The organism is Arthrobacter sp. UNCCL28, assembly GCF_900102805.1.
GTDB classification, from domain to species: Bacteria; Actinomycetota; Actinomycetes; order Actinomycetales; family Micrococcaceae; genus Arthrobacter; species Arthrobacter nicotinovorans_A.
In genome coordinates, this window is record NZ_FMWE01000003.1 from 14,404 (window position 1) to 30,827 (window position 16,424).

The 16,424-nt window shown below is 62.8% G+C and carries 19 protein-coding genes and 1 riboswitch; of the genes, 18 read left to right on the forward strand and 1 reads right to left on the reverse strand.

Features of this window, described 5'->3' with window-relative positions; all coding sequences use genetic code 11:
* Positions 1-82 precede the first annotated feature (82 nt).
* The 15 genes from BLQ01_RS08720 to hisF all read left to right on the forward strand — a co-directional run bounded on the left by BLQ01_RS08720 (position 83) and on the right by hisF (position 12,837).
* On the forward strand, positions 83-1,015 hold the full coding sequence (locus tag BLQ01_RS08720; RefSeq protein WP_139183457.1) for a hypothetical protein: 933 nt from the start codon (positions 83-85) through the stop codon (positions 1,013-1,015).
* A 308-nt stretch (positions 1,016-1,323) separates the two neighbouring features.
* A complete protein-coding gene (locus BLQ01_RS08725) occupies positions 1,324-2,211 on the forward strand; it encodes a hypothetical protein (RefSeq protein WP_026546610.1) in 888 nt (295 codons plus the stop codon).
* 60 nt (positions 2,212-2,271) lie between these two features.
* Positions 2,272-2,844, forward strand: coding sequence for a peptide deformylase (gene def, locus BLQ01_RS08730; RefSeq protein WP_026540347.1), 573 nt, complete (start codon positions 2,272-2,274; stop codon positions 2,842-2,844).
* Positions 2,841-3,761: a methionyl-tRNA formyltransferase gene (gene fmt / locus BLQ01_RS08735; protein ID WP_091551201.1), complete on the forward strand. Its 921-nt coding sequence runs from the start codon at positions 2,841-2,843 to the stop codon at positions 3,759-3,761. The genes def and fmt overlap by 4 nt, the downstream gene beginning before the upstream one ends.
* Positions 3,758-5,308, forward strand: coding sequence for an RsmB/NOP family class I SAM-dependent RNA methyltransferase (locus BLQ01_RS08740; protein WP_091551202.1), 1,551 nt, complete (start codon positions 3,758-3,760; stop codon positions 5,306-5,308). Before fmt ends, BLQ01_RS08740 begins: the two co-directional genes overlap by 4 nt.
* Before the next feature lie 40 nt (positions 5,309-5,348).
* Positions 5,349-6,023, forward strand: a complete 675-nt coding sequence (gene rpe, locus BLQ01_RS08745; protein ID WP_026540350.1) for a ribulose-phosphate 3-epimerase — start codon at positions 5,349-5,351, stop codon at positions 6,021-6,023.
* 78 nt (positions 6,024-6,101) lie between these two features.
* A riboswitch (FMN riboswitch) is annotated at positions 6,102-6,258 on the forward strand.
* A gap of 89 nt (positions 6,259-6,347) precedes the next feature.
* Positions 6,348-7,052 carry a nicotinamide riboside transporter PnuC gene (pnuC, locus tag BLQ01_RS08750; protein WP_091551204.1) on the forward strand — a complete coding sequence of 235 codons (705 nt, stop codon included), beginning with the start codon at positions 6,348-6,350 and terminating at the stop codon, positions 7,050-7,052.
* Between the two features lie 32 nt (positions 7,053-7,084).
* Complete coding sequence (gene ribD, locus BLQ01_RS08755) at positions 7,085-8,179, forward strand: bifunctional diaminohydroxyphosphoribosylaminopyrimidine deaminase/5-amino-6-(5-phosphoribosylamino)uracil reductase RibD (protein ID WP_091551944.1); 1,095 nt, start codon at positions 7,085-7,087, stop codon at positions 8,177-8,179.
* Complete coding sequence (locus tag BLQ01_RS08760) at positions 8,179-8,808, forward strand: riboflavin synthase (protein ID WP_026546615.1); 630 nt, start codon at positions 8,179-8,181, stop codon at positions 8,806-8,808. The genes ribD and BLQ01_RS08760 overlap by 1 nt, the downstream gene beginning before the upstream one ends.
* Positions 8,805-9,500: a 3,4-dihydroxy-2-butanone-4-phosphate synthase gene (gene ribB, locus BLQ01_RS08765; protein ID WP_026540354.1), complete on the forward strand. Its 696-nt coding sequence runs from the start codon at positions 8,805-8,807 to the stop codon at positions 9,498-9,500. Before BLQ01_RS08760 ends, ribB begins: the two co-directional genes overlap by 4 nt.
* A complete protein-coding gene (gene ribA, locus BLQ01_RS08770) occupies positions 9,497-10,201 on the forward strand; it encodes a GTP cyclohydrolase II (protein WP_026540355.1) in 705 nt (234 codons plus the stop codon). The genes ribB and ribA overlap by 4 nt, the downstream gene beginning before the upstream one ends.
* A gap of 17 nt (positions 10,202-10,218) precedes the next feature.
* Entirely contained in the window at positions 10,219-10,704 is a 486-nt protein-coding gene (gene ribH / locus BLQ01_RS08775; protein ID WP_026540356.1) for a 6,7-dimethyl-8-ribityllumazine synthase, read from the forward strand.
* Positions 10,705-10,810: 106 nt separating this feature from the next.
* Positions 10,811-11,074 (forward strand): phosphoribosyl-ATP diphosphatase, encoded by a 264-nt coding sequence (locus BLQ01_RS08780; RefSeq protein WP_024820576.1) that lies wholly within the window; start codon positions 10,811-10,813, stop codon positions 11,072-11,074.
* An 84-nt stretch (positions 11,075-11,158) separates the two neighbouring features.
* Positions 11,159-12,019: an ATP phosphoribosyltransferase gene (hisG, locus tag BLQ01_RS08785; RefSeq protein ID WP_026540357.1), complete on the forward strand. Its 861-nt coding sequence runs from the start codon at positions 11,159-11,161 to the stop codon at positions 12,017-12,019.
* Positions 12,020-12,060: 41 nt separating this feature from the next.
* On the forward strand, positions 12,061-12,837 hold the full coding sequence (gene hisF / locus BLQ01_RS08790; protein ID WP_091551206.1) for an imidazole glycerol phosphate synthase subunit HisF: 777 nt from the start codon (positions 12,061-12,063) through the stop codon (positions 12,835-12,837).
* Between the two features lie 73 nt (positions 12,838-12,910).
* Here the strand turns inward: hisF and BLQ01_RS08795 are convergent, their stop codons facing one another.
* Positions 12,911-13,555, reverse strand: coding sequence for a TIGR03085 family metal-binding protein (locus BLQ01_RS08795; protein ID WP_091551207.1), 645 nt, complete (start codon positions 13,553-13,555; stop codon positions 12,911-12,913).
* Positions 13,556-13,644: 89 nt separating this feature from the next.
* Between BLQ01_RS08795 and hisI the strand changes: the two genes are divergently transcribed.
* The 3 genes from hisI to BLQ01_RS08810 are packed head-to-tail and all read left to right on the forward strand — an operon-like array spanning position 13,645 to position 16,300.
* Positions 13,645-14,061: a phosphoribosyl-AMP cyclohydrolase gene (hisI, locus tag BLQ01_RS08800; RefSeq protein ID WP_026540360.1), complete on the forward strand. Its 417-nt coding sequence runs from the start codon at positions 13,645-13,647 to the stop codon at positions 14,059-14,061.
* A gap of 56 nt (positions 14,062-14,117) precedes the next feature.
* Entirely contained in the window at positions 14,118-15,701 is a 1,584-nt protein-coding gene (locus tag BLQ01_RS08805; protein WP_091551209.1) for an anthranilate synthase component I, read from the forward strand.
* Entirely contained in the window at positions 15,698-16,300 is a 603-nt protein-coding gene (locus BLQ01_RS08810; protein WP_091551210.1) for a Trp biosynthesis-associated membrane protein, read from the forward strand. The genes BLQ01_RS08805 and BLQ01_RS08810 overlap by 4 nt, the downstream gene beginning before the upstream one ends.
* Positions 16,301-16,424 lie beyond the last annotated feature (124 nt).

Below are 16,424 nucleotides of genomic sequence, written 5' to 3' on the forward strand. Positions count from 1 at the left end.
TAGGTTGGGTGCATCGTGTCGACAGCCCTCGAAGTCCCCGGCGTTGCGGGATGGGCGCCAAGGAACAACGAAAGTGGGTCCCGTGGGTTTCTTCAAAAAGAAACGGCCTGAGCAAGAACCGTCCGACGAGGATTTGTCCTTCTTCACGGTTTCCGAAGCCCAAAGGTTTCGGACAACAATCCGCGAAGTCTTCGGCGAGCTGGGCTACGAGGTACACATTTTCAGCGACCATGCCGTTGATGCTGCCGGACGGGGGTATGGATTCTGGAATGTTGCTGCGTCGTGCCATAACCGTCCGGAATCCCAATGGCGGGACACCATAAGAGAACATCTGCAGAAGGTTCTTGCCAGCTTTGAAGCGCCCGATCCGTTCGATGGCCTCACGCCTGCAGATGTGGCACGCCGGGTCCATGCACGCCTATACGAAGCATCCAGCATTCCAAATCCGGACGCTTATCCCCACACCGAATTTGCTCCAGGTGTGATCGAAATGCTGGCACTGGATCTTCCCGATACCGTGGCAGTGTTCAATCGGGAACACGCGGGGAGATGCGGAGGCTGGGAAGCTCTGCGTTCCCAGGGAATTGCGAACTTGAAGTCGGTGGAAGACCAGCACCTGGAAACCGTGCCTGTGCAAGGCGGTGGCTCATTTACTGCCCTCTTGGGTGATTCGGTCTATACGGCGAGTAAGGCTTTGTTGCTGCCAGGACTTGCTGAAGAGGCGTCCGGCCAAACCCTGCGCCCTGATCTTGGCTGGCTGATGAGCATGCCCAACCGGCATCAGTTGGTGTGGCACCTCATCAGCGATGAAACCCTGGTGATGGTCCTGGACGGCATGGTGCGATTCACTGCCATGGGATACGGCGACGCACCTGGACCAGTGAGTCCCCATGTCTACTGGAGCAACGGCGCTGGCTATGAGCAACTGACTGCGTTGTCTGAGGATGGAAAGTTGTCGATCCGCGTCGGCCCGGAGTTTCAGGCCGTTCTGGAAGCAGTTTTGTCCAAAGACTGAGCATTCCATCCTCCCGGCCGAGCAGATCGGTCAAGTTCTTGCCTGTTTTTGCGCCTCGTTCTACGGAAGTACAGCGGACGTACTGCGAATTCGCGTCACGAACCGCTGCATCGGCGCACTTCGTCAGCATGCAAGACGATCAAGAACCCGAACTGCCCCGGAACAGTCCCGGTCTTGGGCTGCCCTGCAAGGAGCTGGCGGTGACGGCTCCCGTCCTCGCCGCGAAGCTGGCCAGGCTGGCACCGGAGCAACTGGCAATGATCTTCCCGCCGGAGAATTCTGTCGGTCCGGTATGACACAGTCTTTATATGACTGCTCCACTGCTTGCCCACGCTACTGACTACGGCCGGATGTACGCCCGCTCCACCACGGAGCAATTCTCTGTGCCCTCCATCACTACGGTGATTGGACAACAGGCACACTCCCTGGACGGTTGGTTCAGTTACATGGGCGCGAGCAGCCTCGCTGCGGATCCGGAGCTTCCCGCGATTCTGGGTAGCCCGGCCAAGACCCGGCAGGCCATCAACAAAGCCGCAAAAGCTGCGGAAGCCTACCGGGATGCCGCAGCGGCGCGCGGCGACAGGGTCCACACTTACTGTGAACAGGTGGCCCTTCGTGCCCTGGGACGCCCCCACCGGATGCAGGAATGCAGGGACGACCTCGCAGCCCACGGAGAGCAGGCCTTTGCCGCCCGCTTTGATGAGTGGTGGGAACTTTACAGGGTGGAGCCGTTGGCCCCGGAGATCACCGTGTGGAACAAAACGGTGGGCTACGCCGGAACACTGGATCTTGTGGCCCGGATCAACGGACGTATCTGCCTGATCGACTACAAGACCAAAGGCACAACGCGGGACGGCACAGTCAAGGCCTTGGATGACAAAGTGGTCATGCAGCTGGCCGCAGGAATGAAGGCAGAGGAGAGCCTGGTTGATCCTGTTGCCGGTGAATGGGAGCCGTGGAAATACGGAGATAATCCCATGTTGCTGGCGGTGGCCATCGGAGAGACTGAAGTGCGGCCCATGCGGGCCAACCCGGAGATACTCAAGCACCATTGGTGGAAGTTTTGCGCGCTTCGCCGTGTCTGGGAGATGTCTGCGGACGTCTCTGCGGCGGGGCACGCACTATTGCCTATTGCTCCGCCCGTGTTTGCAGGGGTCGGTGCCGGAGCCGCGGTCACCGGCGATGCTCTCAACTAAACTGGCTTAGGCTCCGTAACACCCGGAGCCGGGTTTGACGATAGTGAGGACTGACAGCACATGGCAATTTTGAGTATCCGAATCATCGGGGATCCGGTGTTGCGCACCGTAGCGGACCCCGTCACCGACTTCGGTCCGGAGCTCGCCAAGCTGGTAGCTGACATGACCGAAACCATGGAGGATGTGGAAGGTGCAGGCCTCGCTGCACCGCAAATCGGCGTGAGCCAGCGCGTTTTTACCTACAGGATCGGGGGAGTGGAAGGCCACATCATCAACCCCGTCCTGGAGAACAGCGAAGATTTCCAGCCGGATGAAGTCGAAGGTTGCCTCTCGATCCCTGGCCTGGGTTTCCCGGTGCGCCGGTTCCGGGCAACCCGGGCTACGGGAGTCGACATGCATGGCAACCCGGTTTCCGTGGAGGCCGAGGGCATGCTCGCCCGGTGTTTCCAGCATGAGACGGACCACCTTGACGGCATTTTGTACACGGACAGGTTGGAAGGGGAGGACCGGAAGGCAGCCCTCCGCGCCATCCGGAACGCCAACTACCACGCCATCACGGAGAAGACTACGTCCCAGCGCGCCACCAGCGTGGGATCAAGCTTTGGTGGCGGCAGTTTCGGGGCTCCCGAGTGAGGGTCCTTTTTGCTGGCACCCCAGCCGTGGCGGTCCCGTCTCTGGACGCACTGGTTAAGGCAGGATTCGACGTCGTTGCCGTCCTGACACGCCCGGACGCGCCGGTAGGCAGGAAGAGGGTCCTGACACCTTCACCTGTGGCAGCTCGGGCCATGGAACTGGGTATCGAGGTGATCCGTGCCGCCAAGGTCGATGTGGATACCACTGCCCGGATCGCGGAGTTCGCCCCTGATGTCGCGGCCATTGTGGCCTACGGGGGAATTGTTCCGAAGTCTGCATTGGGAGTTCCCAGGCATGGGTGGGTCAACCTGCATTTCTCGCTCCTTCCCGCATGGAGGGGTGCTGCCCCGGTCCAGCGCTCCGTCATCGCCGGAGACGAGATCACTGGCGCAGTGACCTTCCAGCTTGAAGAGGGCCTGGACACCGGGCCGGTCTTCGGTACCTTAACGGAAGCTGTCAGGCCGGACGATACCGCCGGGGACCTCCTTGAGCGCCTCTCCGTCAGCGGTGCAGTGCTGCTCAGCCAGACGCTCTCCGCCATTGACGCCGGGCAAGCCGCCCCCCAACCCCAAACCGGGGAGATATCCCTGGCACCCAAGTTGACGTTGGAGGATGGCCGCCTTGACTGGCAGATGCCTGCTTTGGCTATTAATCGTCGGGCTCGTGGTGTAACCCCCGAGCCGGGGGCATGGACCACCCTGGAGGGCCAGCGGATCAAGCTCGAACCCGTAGGCCTCCGTCCTGATGTGAAGGACTTGGCGCCAGGTGCCATCAGGGTGGATGGAAAAGCTGTTCTTGTCGGCACCGGATCCCACGCCGTTGAGCTTGGCAGGATCCAGCCGGCAGGCAAGAAAATGATGTCGTCGGCCGATTGGGCCCGCGGCTTGGCAACACCCGAGAGAGTGGTATTCGAATGAGTGAGTCCGGCCGGCGAGGCCCCAACAACAGCGGGAACCGGGACGGCGGAGGACAAGGGAACCGTGGTGCGCGGGGTGAAAGCCGCCGCAACGCCCAGGGCCGCGAGCGGAACCGGGGACCCCAGCGCGGATTCACCAACAATGCTCCGTCACAACGGACGCGCCGCGCTGACCCGGCCCGGCTCGTGGCCTTCGAAGTGCTCCGCGCTGTTGCCTCCGAGGACGCTTACGCCAACCTGGTGCTTCCGGCCCGCATCAGGGAACACCGCTTGGACCGCCGTGACGCAGGCTTTGCCACCGAGCTCAGTTATGGCGCCCTGCGCGGCCAAGGCACCTATGACGCGATCTTGGCCCGTTGCGTGGACCGCCCCCTTGAGCAACTCGACCCCGCCATCCTGGATGCCCTGCGGATTGGCGCGCATCAGTTGCTGTCTATGCGCGTTCCTGCGCATGCAGCCTTGGACCAAACCGTTGGCTTGGCGCGAGCGGTCATCGGCGCAGGTCCGTCAGCCCTGATCAACGCGGTCCTTCGCAAAGTCACCGCGCACAGCATGGGTGAGTGGCTGGACATCCTCCTGGCCAACGAGACTGATGAAACAAAGATCGCAGCGCTCCGGCACGCCCACCCTGAATGGATTGTCCGCGCGCTGCGCCAGTCGTTGGTCAACCACGGCCGCCCGAAGTCGGAAATCGATGACCTCCTGGAGGCGGATAATGCCGCTCCGGTGGTCAATCTTGTGGCGTTGCCCGGGTTGGGCAGCTTGGACGAGGCCTTCGACAATGGGGCTACGGCGGGGGAGCTGGTGGAAGATTCTGCTTTGTCCGCCGGTGGGGACCTCGGCCGCCTGGAGTCGGTCCGTCGGGGCACCACCCGTGTCCAGGACGTCGGATCCCAGTTGGTCGCCCGGGCTTTGGCCGGCGTGGACCTTGGTGGAGCCATCGCCGAAAGTGAACGCTGGCTGGACTTGTGCGCCGGCCCGGGAGGCAAGGCCGCCCTTCTGGCCGCCCTGGCACACCGGGACGGCGCTACCCTGTTGGCCAACGAGCCGGCGCCGCACAGGGCCAAGCTGGTCCAGCAGGCGCTCTCGGCAGTTCCTGCGGACACCTGGTCGGTGCGGACCGGTGATGGACGCGACGTTGGTTCCGAACAGGCGGAAGCTTTTGACCGCGTGCTGGTTGATGTTCCCTGCAGCGGATTGGGTGCCTTGCGCAGGCGACCCGAATCGCGGTGGCGCCGCTCGCCCAAGGACATCGGCGATCTCGGTCCGTTGCAGCGGGATCTCCTGAAGTCTGCCATTGACGCCGTCAAGCCCGGCGGCGTGGTTGCCTATGTGACCTGCTCGCCGCACCCGGCCGAAACCACCGCGGTTGTCAGCGACGTCATGGCCAAGCGGGAAGACCTGGAACTGCTCAACGCCGGACAGGCACTTGACCATGTCAGCCTGACCGGACGCTTGGGTGCCGGTCATGAGCAAACGGCCCAGTTGTGGCCGCACGTCCACCAGACGGATGCCATGTTCATGGCAATCATCCGTAAAAAGCCGTAACCGCCGTAACCCGGCTTTCCACCTACCCAGAGGGGCTGCCTTGTCTCAGTGCTGTATCAACCCGAGCATCCTGTCTGCTGATTTCGTCAATCTTGAGGCGGAACTGCAGCGGATCAGCAATGCCGATGCCGTTCATGTGGACGTCATGGACAACCATTTTGTCCCCAACCTGACGTTGGGCCTGCCGGTGGTGCAGCGCATCCAGGCGGTCAGCCCGGTACCGCTGGACGCTCACTTGATGATTTCCGACGCCGACCGTTGGGCACCTGCCTACGCGGACGCCGGCGTTGCTTCCGTGACGTTCCATGCTGAGGCGGCCATGGCCCCGGTAAAGCTCGCCCGGGAATTGCGGGCGAGGGGGTCCAAGGCTGGAATGGCCCTGCGTCCGGCCACCCCGGTAGAGCCCTATTTGGACATGCTCAGCGAGCTGGACATGTTGTTGATCATGACGGTGGAGCCCGGTTTCGGGGGACAGTCCTTCCTTGATATCACCTTGCCCAAAATCCGTCGTGCCCGGGCAGCAGTAGAGGGCTCGGGCATCGGTGTAGCCATCCAGGTTGATGGGGGCATCACCGAGGAAACCATCATCAGGGCCGCAGAAGCCGGCGCAAACGTGTTCGTCGCCGGTTCGGCGGTTTATGGGCACCAGGACCCCGCAGCGGCGATTGATCGCCTGCGCGCAGCGGGCCAGGGCGTCACAGCGACGTTCGCCTGACGACCGTCACCACATGTTACGAAGATTGCCCGGGAATAGCCCGGGCATCTTGGTAGTTGTGGCAGAATAACAACACACATACGTGCTCCGGGGTCGGTGTAAGTCCGAACCGGCGGTTATAGTCCGCGACCCGCGAGCCATCGTGATTCCAAGTGATTGGAGCCTCGACGGCAGACGGTTGAACCGGTGGAATTCCGGTACCGACAGTTAAAGTCTGGATGGGAGAAGCACGTACAGTCATGCCTTGGGCGTTCCTTCAGCGACGCCCGGCATTGCGCTGTCGTACACCCCCGGAGTCATCGCGGCTTACTGGGAAGGAACGGCATGGACTTACTGCGATGGCTCTTCGAAGCTCAGATCCCCATTGGAGGATCTGCTCTTGTCTTACGCGAAGTGCTTGGAAACATCTTTGGGCTGCTCAGCGCCCTCGGCGGTATGCGCCGCAAAGTCTGGGCCTGGCCAATCGGCATACTCGGCAACATCCTCCTGCTCACGGTCTTCCTGGGTAACGTTTTCGGTGCAGCAGCACCGGCCACGTTGTGGGGACAGGCCGCACGTCAGGTCATGTTCATCACCGTGGCCATCTACGGCTGGTACCGCTGGAAGCAGGGCCAGGAATCGAGTGCCCAAGGCCGCGCCATTGTCCCCGGTTGGGCGGGCAACAAGGTTCGCATCGCACTGATCGCCGCCATGGTGGCAGGCACTGCGGCCCTCACGCCGGTGTTCGATGCCCTTGGTTCCTACCCGCCCGTTTGGGCTGATGCCTGGACCTTCATGGGATCTTTGCTGGCAACCTATGGCATGGCCCGTGGATGGACTGAATTCTGGCTGATCTGGGTGGCCGTTGACATTGTGGGCGTTCCGCTGCTGTTCAGTGCTGGATACTACGCCAGCGCGGTCATGTATCTGTTCTACGGCTTTTTCACCCTCACGGGGTTCTTCGTGTGGTGGCGGGCCGAAAAGCGTGAACGTGCCAGCCATGACGCCGGCCCGGAAGCCGTCGCCGTATCTGCGGGTGCTGCCCAGTGAGCGTGACCTGCACCCCGGCAGAACAGACAGCCATGGACGCCGCACTCGCCGCTGCCCTGGCCGGTCCCCGTGGCGCCAACCCTCTGGTGGGAGCGGTCATCCTCAGCCCGGAGGGCGAGCAACTGGCAACGGGTTATCACCGGGGAGCCGGAACGGCCCATGCCGAAGCGGACGCGATTTCCGAGGCCCACAAGAAGGGCGTCGACACCGTGGGAACCACCATGGTTGTCACCTTGGAGCCCTGCAACCATGTAGGCCGCACCGGACCTTGTGCCCAGGCGATCATTGCCGCCGGAATCGCGAAGGTGATCTACGCCGTCGATGATCCGCATGACCCCGCCGCGGGTGGCGCCCGAACCCTCCGATCCGCAGGGGTGGAGGTCCTTTCCGGGCTGGCCCTGGACCAGGCCTTTGACTTGAACCGGGACTGGTTCGACGCCGTTGCCGCCAAGCGTCCGTTTGTCACCTTGCACATCGCCCAGACGCTGGACAGCCGCATAGCGGCCGCCGACGGCACCAGCCAATGGATCTCCAGTCCGGAGTCGCTGGCCGACAACCATGGGCTGCGGGGACTCATCGACGCCATCTTGGTGGGTACAGGCACGGTCCTGATTGACAACCCACGGCTCACTGCCAGGGACGCGGACGGAGAACTTTCCCACCGGCAACCGCTGCGCGCCGTGATGGGTTTACGGGATGTGCCCGAAGACGCCTCGGTACGCGGCACTGACGGCAGGTTCGTGCACCTGCCCACGAGGGATCCTTCAGAGGCTTTACGCATGTTGTTCGACCAAGGTGTCCGGCACGTCATGGTTGAGGGCGGCTCGTCGATTCTGAGTACCTTCCTTCAAGCGCACCTGGTGGACGAGTTGATCGTCTACCTGGCTCCCACCTTGTTGGGATCAGGGACCCCCGCATTGAATGACCTGGGCATCACCACCTTGGCTGACGCCCAGCGGTGGTCCTGGGATGACGCCGGCGGCGGAGCTGTCCGGATGCTCGGCGAGGACCTTCGCCTGCACCTCAGATCACCAAGGGGCAGTGCGGGCAATGCCGGGAATGTGGTTCAAAACAAGAATTTGGTTTCGCGCAGTGAAGCTGCGGAACATCTCACAGGAGGACACTGATGTTTACGGGAATTGTTGCCGAACAAGGCACTGTGCTGGGTATTGAGCGTGACGGAGATGTCAGCGCCACCTTGCGCTTGAAAGCGCCTACAACCACTGCAGGTTTGGCCTTGGGTGGGTCCATCGCAGTGAATGGCGTATGCCTGACTGCCACGCAGATCGACGGCCAGGACTTCAGTGTCGACGTCATGGGCGAAACCCTCATCCGTACCACCATCGGCGGACTGGAAGCCGGGGACGCAGTCAACCTCGAACGCTGTGTGCCGGCGGGCGGACGCCTCGACGGCCATGTAGTACAGGGCCACGTCGACGGCGTAGGAGAGTTGCTGGAGCGCGAAGCCCTGGGTAATTGGGACCGCCTGCGCTTCGGGGTGCCGGCCCCGCTGGCGCGCTACATCGCCGAGAAGGGCTCGATCGCCGTCGACGGTGTCTCGCTGACCGTCACGGCAGTCAGTCCTGCCGCTGAGCAGGCCCCCTGGTTTGAAGTCGGGCTTATCCCCACCACGCTGGATGAGACCGGGCTGGGCGCCAAGCCCGTTGGCGGCCGGGTCAACCTCGAAGTGGACGTGCTGGCAAAATACACCGAACGTCTTCTGTCTTTCGCACCGCAGGCAGGGAACGCACCATGAGCGCCCCCACCCGGAATTCGCCGGCAGGATCGCCCCGGACCGGACTGGATCCGGTGGAAGCAGCCATTGAAGCCATGGCTGCCGGCAGGGCCGTGATCGTGGTAGACAACGAGGACCGCGAGAACGAAGGCGACATTATTTTTGCCGCCCAGCACGCCACGCCCGCCCTCATGGGGTGGACCATCCGCTATTCATCCGGCGTTATCTGTGTCCCCTTGGACGGCGAACGGGCGGACGCCCTCCTGCTGCCGCCCATGGTGGAAATCAATGAGGACGCCAAGGGGACGGCGTACACCGTTTCCTGCGACGCGGCGATCGGCGTCAGCACCGGTATTTCGGCGACGGACCGGGCTTTGACCGCCCGGATCCTGGCAGATCCGAGCAGCAGCCCGGCGTCCCTGACCCGTCCCGGGCATATTTTCCCGCTGCGCGCGGTTAACGGGGGAGTGCGTGAACGTCCAGGTCACACGGAAGCTGCCGTGGACCTGTGTCGTCTTGCCGGGCTCGCCCCGGTGGGTGTGATCGCAGAGTTGGTACATGACGATGGTGAAATGATGCGCTTGGACAGCCTGCGCGACTTCGCCGCCAACCATGGATGCCCCCTCATCTCCATTGAGGACCTGGTGTCTTATGTTGAGACGGTAGAGTCCCAGGCGGCACGTATTTCACAGGAGGACGAGGAGAAGCGATGACCGCATCGACCACGCACAGCAGCGACCATTCCGGACAGGCGCCGCACCCCGTCAGTGGTGGGCCGATCGTGCAATTGCCCACGGCATTTGGTGAGTTCGTGGCACAGGCATGGACAGACCTTGAGACGGGCCACGAGCACCTTGCCGTGAGTTCCCCGAACCCGCCTAAGGGCGGCCGTGCACCGTTGGTACGGCTCCATTCCGAATGCCTGACCGGTGACGTATTTGGTTCTTACCGTTGCGACTGCGGAGAACAACTGGCCTTTGCCCTGGAGCTCATCCACGCAGAGGGCGGAACCTTGCTCTACCTGCGCGGCCAAGAGGGGCGGGGAATCGGGCTGGCCAACAAGATCAAGGCTTATGCCCTGCAGGAAGCCGGTTTTGACACCGTGGAGGCCAACGAACAGCTGGGCCTGCCCGTGGATGCACGCTCCTACACTGCGGCGGGCCAGATCCTGGCGGAGATGGGACTGCACGAGGTCAGGTTGCTGAGCAACAACCCGGACAAGCAAAACCGTCTTGCCCAGGCCGGAGTCACCGTTGTGGAGATGGTGCCCACCGAGGTTCCCTCCCGCGAACAGAACCTCCGGTACCTGCAGACCAAGAAAGACCGGATGGACCACCTGCTGGCGCTCAACGTTGAGCCGGTCAGCAACGGCAAGACACCTTCGAACCAAACCTTTGACAGCACCCAAGACTGAACGGACTTCACGAAAATATGAGCGGACACGGCGCGCCCACTATTGACCTCACCACCCTCAACCCTGAGGAAACCTCGCAGCTCAAGCTCGCCATCGTGGCGGCAAGCTGGCACACCCAAATCATGGACGGACTGGTTGATGGCGCACTGCGCGCCGCAAAGGAAGCCGGGATCGCCGATCCCGTACTCCTGCGGGTGCCGGGCAGCTTCGAGCTTCCCGTGGCAGCTGCCAAACTTGCGCCGCACTTTGATGCAGTGGTGGCTCTTGGTGTGGTCATCCGCGGCGGGACGCCGCACTTTGACTACGTCTGCCAGGCCGCGACGTCGGGACTGACCGACGTCAGTGTCCGCACCGGCGTGCCGGTTGGCTTCGGGGTCCTCACCTGCGATACCGAGCAGCAGGGGCTGGACCGCGCTGGCCTGCCCGGTTCAAAGGAAGACAAGGGCCACGAGGCAGTGACCGCAGCCCTCGCCACTGCCGTGACCTTGAAGCAGTACAGCTAGGGGCATCGCGTATGGAGGGGATGTGGGTGTGTCTTCACTCACATCCCCTTCGTCATGCAACGCCCCAACAAGCAGTGTCAGCCCCGGAGCAAGTAGTCTGGAGGGCGTGAAGAATTTCGAGACGCTGTTCGCAGAACTGAGTGAGAAAGCAGCGACCCGCCCGGCAGGTTCGCGCACGGTTGCCGAACTGGACTCCGGAATCCACGGCATCGGCAAGAAAGTGGTCGAAGAGGCCGCCGAAGTCTGGATGGCCGCGGAGTACGAATCCGACGAAGCCGCCGCTGAGGAAATCTCCCAGCTGCTTTACCACCTGCAGGTCCTCATGCTCGCCAAGGGCCTCACGCTGGAGGACGTTTACAAGCATCTCTAGCCACGCCACTCCGGCGTACTTCCGCGGAGTCCCCACGCGTGGCCAAGGTGCCTGAAACCTCCCTTCAAACAAGAAAGTCTCCCCATGCTCCGTGTAGCAGTTCCCAATAAGGGATCCCTGTCCGAAGCCGCCTCGGCCATGCTGTCCGAGGCCGGTTACCGCCAGCGCCGCGACACCCGCGAACTGGTGATGGTGGACCCCGATAACGACATCGAGTTCTTCTTCCTCCGCCCGCGCGACATTGCTGTCTATGTAGGTCAGGGAACGCTGGATGTTGGCATTACCGGCCGGGACCTCCTGCTCGACGCCAAGGTCGAAGCCGAAGAAATCCTTCCCCTGGGCTTTGCCCCGTCAACCTTCCGTTTTGCAGGTCCGGTGGGTGACTTTGCCGGCGTCGAACAGCTTGAAGGCAAGCGTCTTGCCACCAGCTATGACGGACTCCTGCGCGACTACCTCGCCGGGCGCGGGGTCAATGCCACCGTGGTTCGCCTTGATGGTGCCGTGGAGTCTTCCGTCCGGCTGGGCGTGGCAGACGCCATTGCCGACGTCGTTGAAACCGGAAACACGCTCAAGGCCGCCGGAATGGAGATCTTTGGTGATCCCATCCTGAAGTCGGAGGCCGTGCTCATCCGCCGCTCCGGTTCAGGTGGAGCAGCCAACGGAACCGTCAAGGAAATCGACATCCTCATCCGCCGGCTCCAAGGCGTCCTGGTTGCCCGCCAGTACGTGCTGATGGACTACGACATCCGCAAGGACCTCGTGGAAGACGCCGCTGCGCTGACTCCCGGCCTGGAATCGCCCACCGTGTCACCTTTGCGTGACTCGGAGTGGGTTGCTGTGCGGTCCATGGTTCCCAAGAAGGAAACCAACCGCATCATGGACGAGCTTTACGACCTCGGCGCGCGTGCCATCCTGGTCAGCAGCATCCACGCCTGCCGCATCTGACCCGCGGTAACAGCAAGCCCAGAAAGATTGAGGAGCAGCACATGGCTGTAGCCGTCAGAGTCATACCGTGCCTTGATGTCGACGCAGGCCGCGTCGTCAAGGGCATCAACTTCGAAGGCCTCCGCGATGCCGGTGATCCGGTGGAACTTGCCCACCGCTACGACAACGGCGGGGCCGATGAGCTGACATTCCTGGACGTCACAGCCTCATCCGGCAACCGGGAAACCACCTTTGACGTCGTCAGGCGAACGGCAGAGGAAGTCTTCATCCCCTTGACCGTGGGCGGCGGCGTCCGTGGTGTTGCCGAGGTGGACAAGCTCCTGCGCTTCGGTGCGGACAAGGCATCCATCAATACCGCGGCAGTCGCGCGGCCCGGGGTCATCGACGAAATCACCCGCCACTTCGGCTCTCAGGTCCTGGTGCTCTCCGTGGATGCGCGCCGCACCCGCGAAGGTGACGTCCCGACGTCGTCCGGTTTTGAAGTCACTACCCACGGTGGCCGCACTGGAACCGGAATCGACGCCATCGCCTGGGCCAAGGAAGCAGCGGACCGGGGTGTGGGCGAAATCCTGCTCAACTCCATTGATGCCGACGGCACCAAGGACGGCTTCGACCTTGAACTGATCCGTCTGGTCCGTGCCGCGGTGAACATCCCGATTATTGCTTCAGGTGGCGCGGGGGAGCCGGCACATTTCCCGCCGGCCGTCGAAGCCGGGGCTGATGCCGTGCTGGCGGCCTCGGTGTTCCACTTCGGGCCGGACGACATGATCGCCCAGGTCAAAACGGCGATCCGGGACGCTGGTTTCGAGGTCCGCTAGCGCCAGGATTAAACAGAAATGGAGAGTCACTGTGAAAGTGACTCTCCATTTCTTTGTTAAAACAAGTGGATCGTTAGAGTCCGATGTCGGCAGACTGCAACAGTGCGACGGCGTCCGGCTGGCCTTCGAAGGTCACCAGGGCCTGGCTGGTGCGGCCATGGGCGTGCATGAGCAGCTCGCCCGGTTCGCCGACGATGGCAACCGAGACGGGGGCCCGCTTTGCCACATGCCGAGGGCCAGTAGGCCGAACCAGTACGATGCCGAGGTCCACTCCGCGGTACAAGAAGGCGGCCCGTTTGATGAGGTCGTCCCAGAGGGCGTCGGAATAGGCTTCGTCCAGGGCCCGTGGCGCCCAACGATCGCCGGCGCGGCGGATGTCCTCGGTGTGGACAAAGTACTCAATGAGGTTGGACGTCTCGTCCAAAGCCTTGATCTTCAAGGGAGAGAGGGCCGGGGGCCCGCCTCGGAACGTCTTGATGAGTTCCGCATAGGCCTCAGGGCTCTTGAGCTTTGCTGCAAGTTTGGAGGTGGCTTTCTCGGAGGCCTTGCCCAGGCTTGGAATCAGCAGGCCCAGGCCCACCGCAATTTTCCGTTCGCGCAGATATAAATGCGCAGCAAGATCCCGGGTCTGCCACCCCGCGCAGAGCGTGGGGGAGTCAGGTCCGGCCGCCAGCAGGGTTTCGGCCAGTACTTCTCGGGAAGGATCGACGAAATGCATCACTTGTGAAACTAGCACGATCAGAGCGCTCTTGCGCAGAGGAACCGCCGCAGAATCCGGCTCCCGCCAAAGGCACTAGACTTGATCTGATGTCAGAGCAGTCCGCCCCCAGCCCAACTCCTGCCGTGGAGCCCTCAAGCGACTCCGCCAGCCCCCTGCCGCAGGAGATCGCCACCGCCCTGAAACGGGATTCTTCCGGGCTCGTAGCCGCGATCGTGCAGCAGCATGACACCAACGAGGTCCTCATGCTTGGCTGGATGGACGACGAAGCCCTGCACCGCACCATGACCACTGGTCGCGTGACGTTCTACTCACGTTCACGCCAGGAGTACTGGCGCAAGGGCGACACCTCCGGACACGTACAGTTCGTGAAGTCTGTTGCCCTTGACTGCGACGGCGATGCCCTCCTGATCCGCGTGGACCAGATCGGCGCAGCCTGCCACACCGGAACCCGGACCTGCTTCGATGGTCGCGACTTCACAGTTGTTACGGGTCACCGCGACTAAGGCACCCACTACATTCCACTGAAGCACCACCTCAGATAAAGGCGGAGAAAATAGCCATGCAGGACCTTGGAATCATCAGCCCGGGCCTGGAAGAGTTCCGCGAACTCGCCGTCCACAGCCGCGTCATTCCTGTTCGCCTTAAGGTCTTGGCAGACGCCGAGACCCCCATTGGCCTGTACCGGAAGCTGGCCAAGGGGCAACCTGGAACCTTCCTCCTGGAATCCGCGGCAGTCGGCGGGGCCTGGTCGCGCTACTCCTTCATTGGATCGAAGTCCCGCGCCACCCTGACAACCAAAGACGGCCAGGCGCATTGGATTGGCGAGCCCCCTGTTGGTGTTCCAGTGTCGGGCAACCCCGTAGAAGCGGTGCGGGATACTATTGCTGCGCTGCAGACGGACCGCTTTGAGGGACTGCCCCCGTTCACCTCCGGTCTGGTGGGCTTCCTCGGTTGGGAAGCTGTCCGCCACTGGGAGCGCCTGACTTCCCCGCCCGAGGACGACCTGCAGCTTCCCGAGATGGCCCTGAACCTGGTCACCGACATGGCTGTCCACGACAACATGGACGGCACTGTCCTCCTGATCGCCAACGCCATCAACTTTGATGACAGCTCCGAGCGCGTGGACGATGCGTGGCACGATGCCGTTGCCCGTGTGCAGGCACTGCTGGAGCAGATCAGCACACCTGTCTCCCAGCCGGTTTCAGTGCTGGAGACTGCGGCCCTGGACTTTGCTTCCAGCGTGCAGGAACGCTGGGACGAGGCCAGGTACCTGGAAGCGATCGACCGCGGCAAGGAAGCCATTGTTGACGGCGAAGTGTTCCAGGTGGTGATTTCCCGCCGTTTCGAGATGGAGTGCGCGGCGGACCCGTTGGACGTTTACCGCGTCCTGCGCAACACCAACCCGAGCCCATACATGTACCTCTTCAGCTTGGAAGATGCTGACGGCCGCGAGTACTCGATTGTGGGGTCCTCACCGGAAGCTTTGGTCACCGTGACCGGCCAGGAAGTCATTACGCACCCCATCGCCGGGTCGCGCCCGCGTGGCAAGACCATGGAAGCGGACAAGGCGTTGGCGGCAGAGCTGTTGGCTGACCAGAAGGAGCGCGCCGAGCACCTGATGCTGGTGGATCTTTCGCGCAATGACCTCTCCAAGGTTTGTGTGGCCGGCACCGTGGACGTCACGCAATTCATGGAGGTGGAGCGGTTCAGCCACATCATGCACCTGGTCTCCACAGTGGTGGGCGAATTGGCCCCGCAGGCCAAGGCTTACGACGTCTTGAAGGCAACATTCCCGGCCGGCACCCTGTCCGGAGCCCCCAAGCCGCGTGCACTGCGGCTGCTTGACGAACTCGAACCACACAGGCGCGGGATCTACGGCGGCGTAGTGGGCTACCTCGACTTCGCCGGCGACATGGACATGGCCATCGCCATCCGGTCCGCGCTGCTCCGCGAGGGCCGTGCGTACGTCCAGGCAGGCGGCGGAATCGTGGCCGATTCCCACAAGCCTTCCGAGGCTTTGGAAACGGTCAACAAAGCCGCAGCGCCCCTGCGTGCCGTACACACCGCCGGATCCCTGCACAACGTTTCAACTAAAGCGGCAGGAAATACAGACGTCCCGGACGACGGGACTTCGGCCTCATGAGCACTGAATCCCCGTCTGCCCTCAAGCGGCCTCCGCGCTGGGCGCGTAAGTCCACCTTGGTCCTGGCCACCACGATCCTTGCCCTTGCAGTCTTCGGGGCCACAACGCAGACCTGGATCGAAGTGCGGCTGGATCCCACGGGAGCCTCCAACAGCGATCTCCACGTCCAGGGAAGCAAAGCCGCAACAGCAGTCACGGCACTGGCCGTGGTTGCCCTGGCCGGCGGCCTGGCCGCCTCCATTGCGGGAAGAATCGCGCGCTGGATCATCGCCGTCCTCATTGTCCTGTCAGCGGCCGGGATCATTCTTGCCGCGATCACCGTCCTGATGGATCCGTTGGGTGCCGCCCAAGGTGCCATTGCGGCTGCAACAGGTGTTTCCGGCGGCCAGGCCGATGCAGCCGCCACCGCCTTCCCTGTGGTGGCGATTGTTGCCGGTGCCCTGCTGGCTCTTTGCGCTGTTGCCTTGCCGCTGGCCGGCCGCCATTGGACCTCGCGAACCAAGTACGACGCCGGCGCACGGAGCCGGAAGAGCAGCAATGAACCGGTGGACGAGATTGACAGTTGGGACAGCCTGTCGCGCGGTGAGGACCCTACGTAGGCAGCCATAGGGGGCTTGCGGGCAGGTGGGGCGCAACAAATCCCCACGCGCCCGTCCTGACGTCGGGCGATGTCCCGGACGCCGCCAATAAATGGCAGAATGTAAGCAGTATTTATCCTGAGGA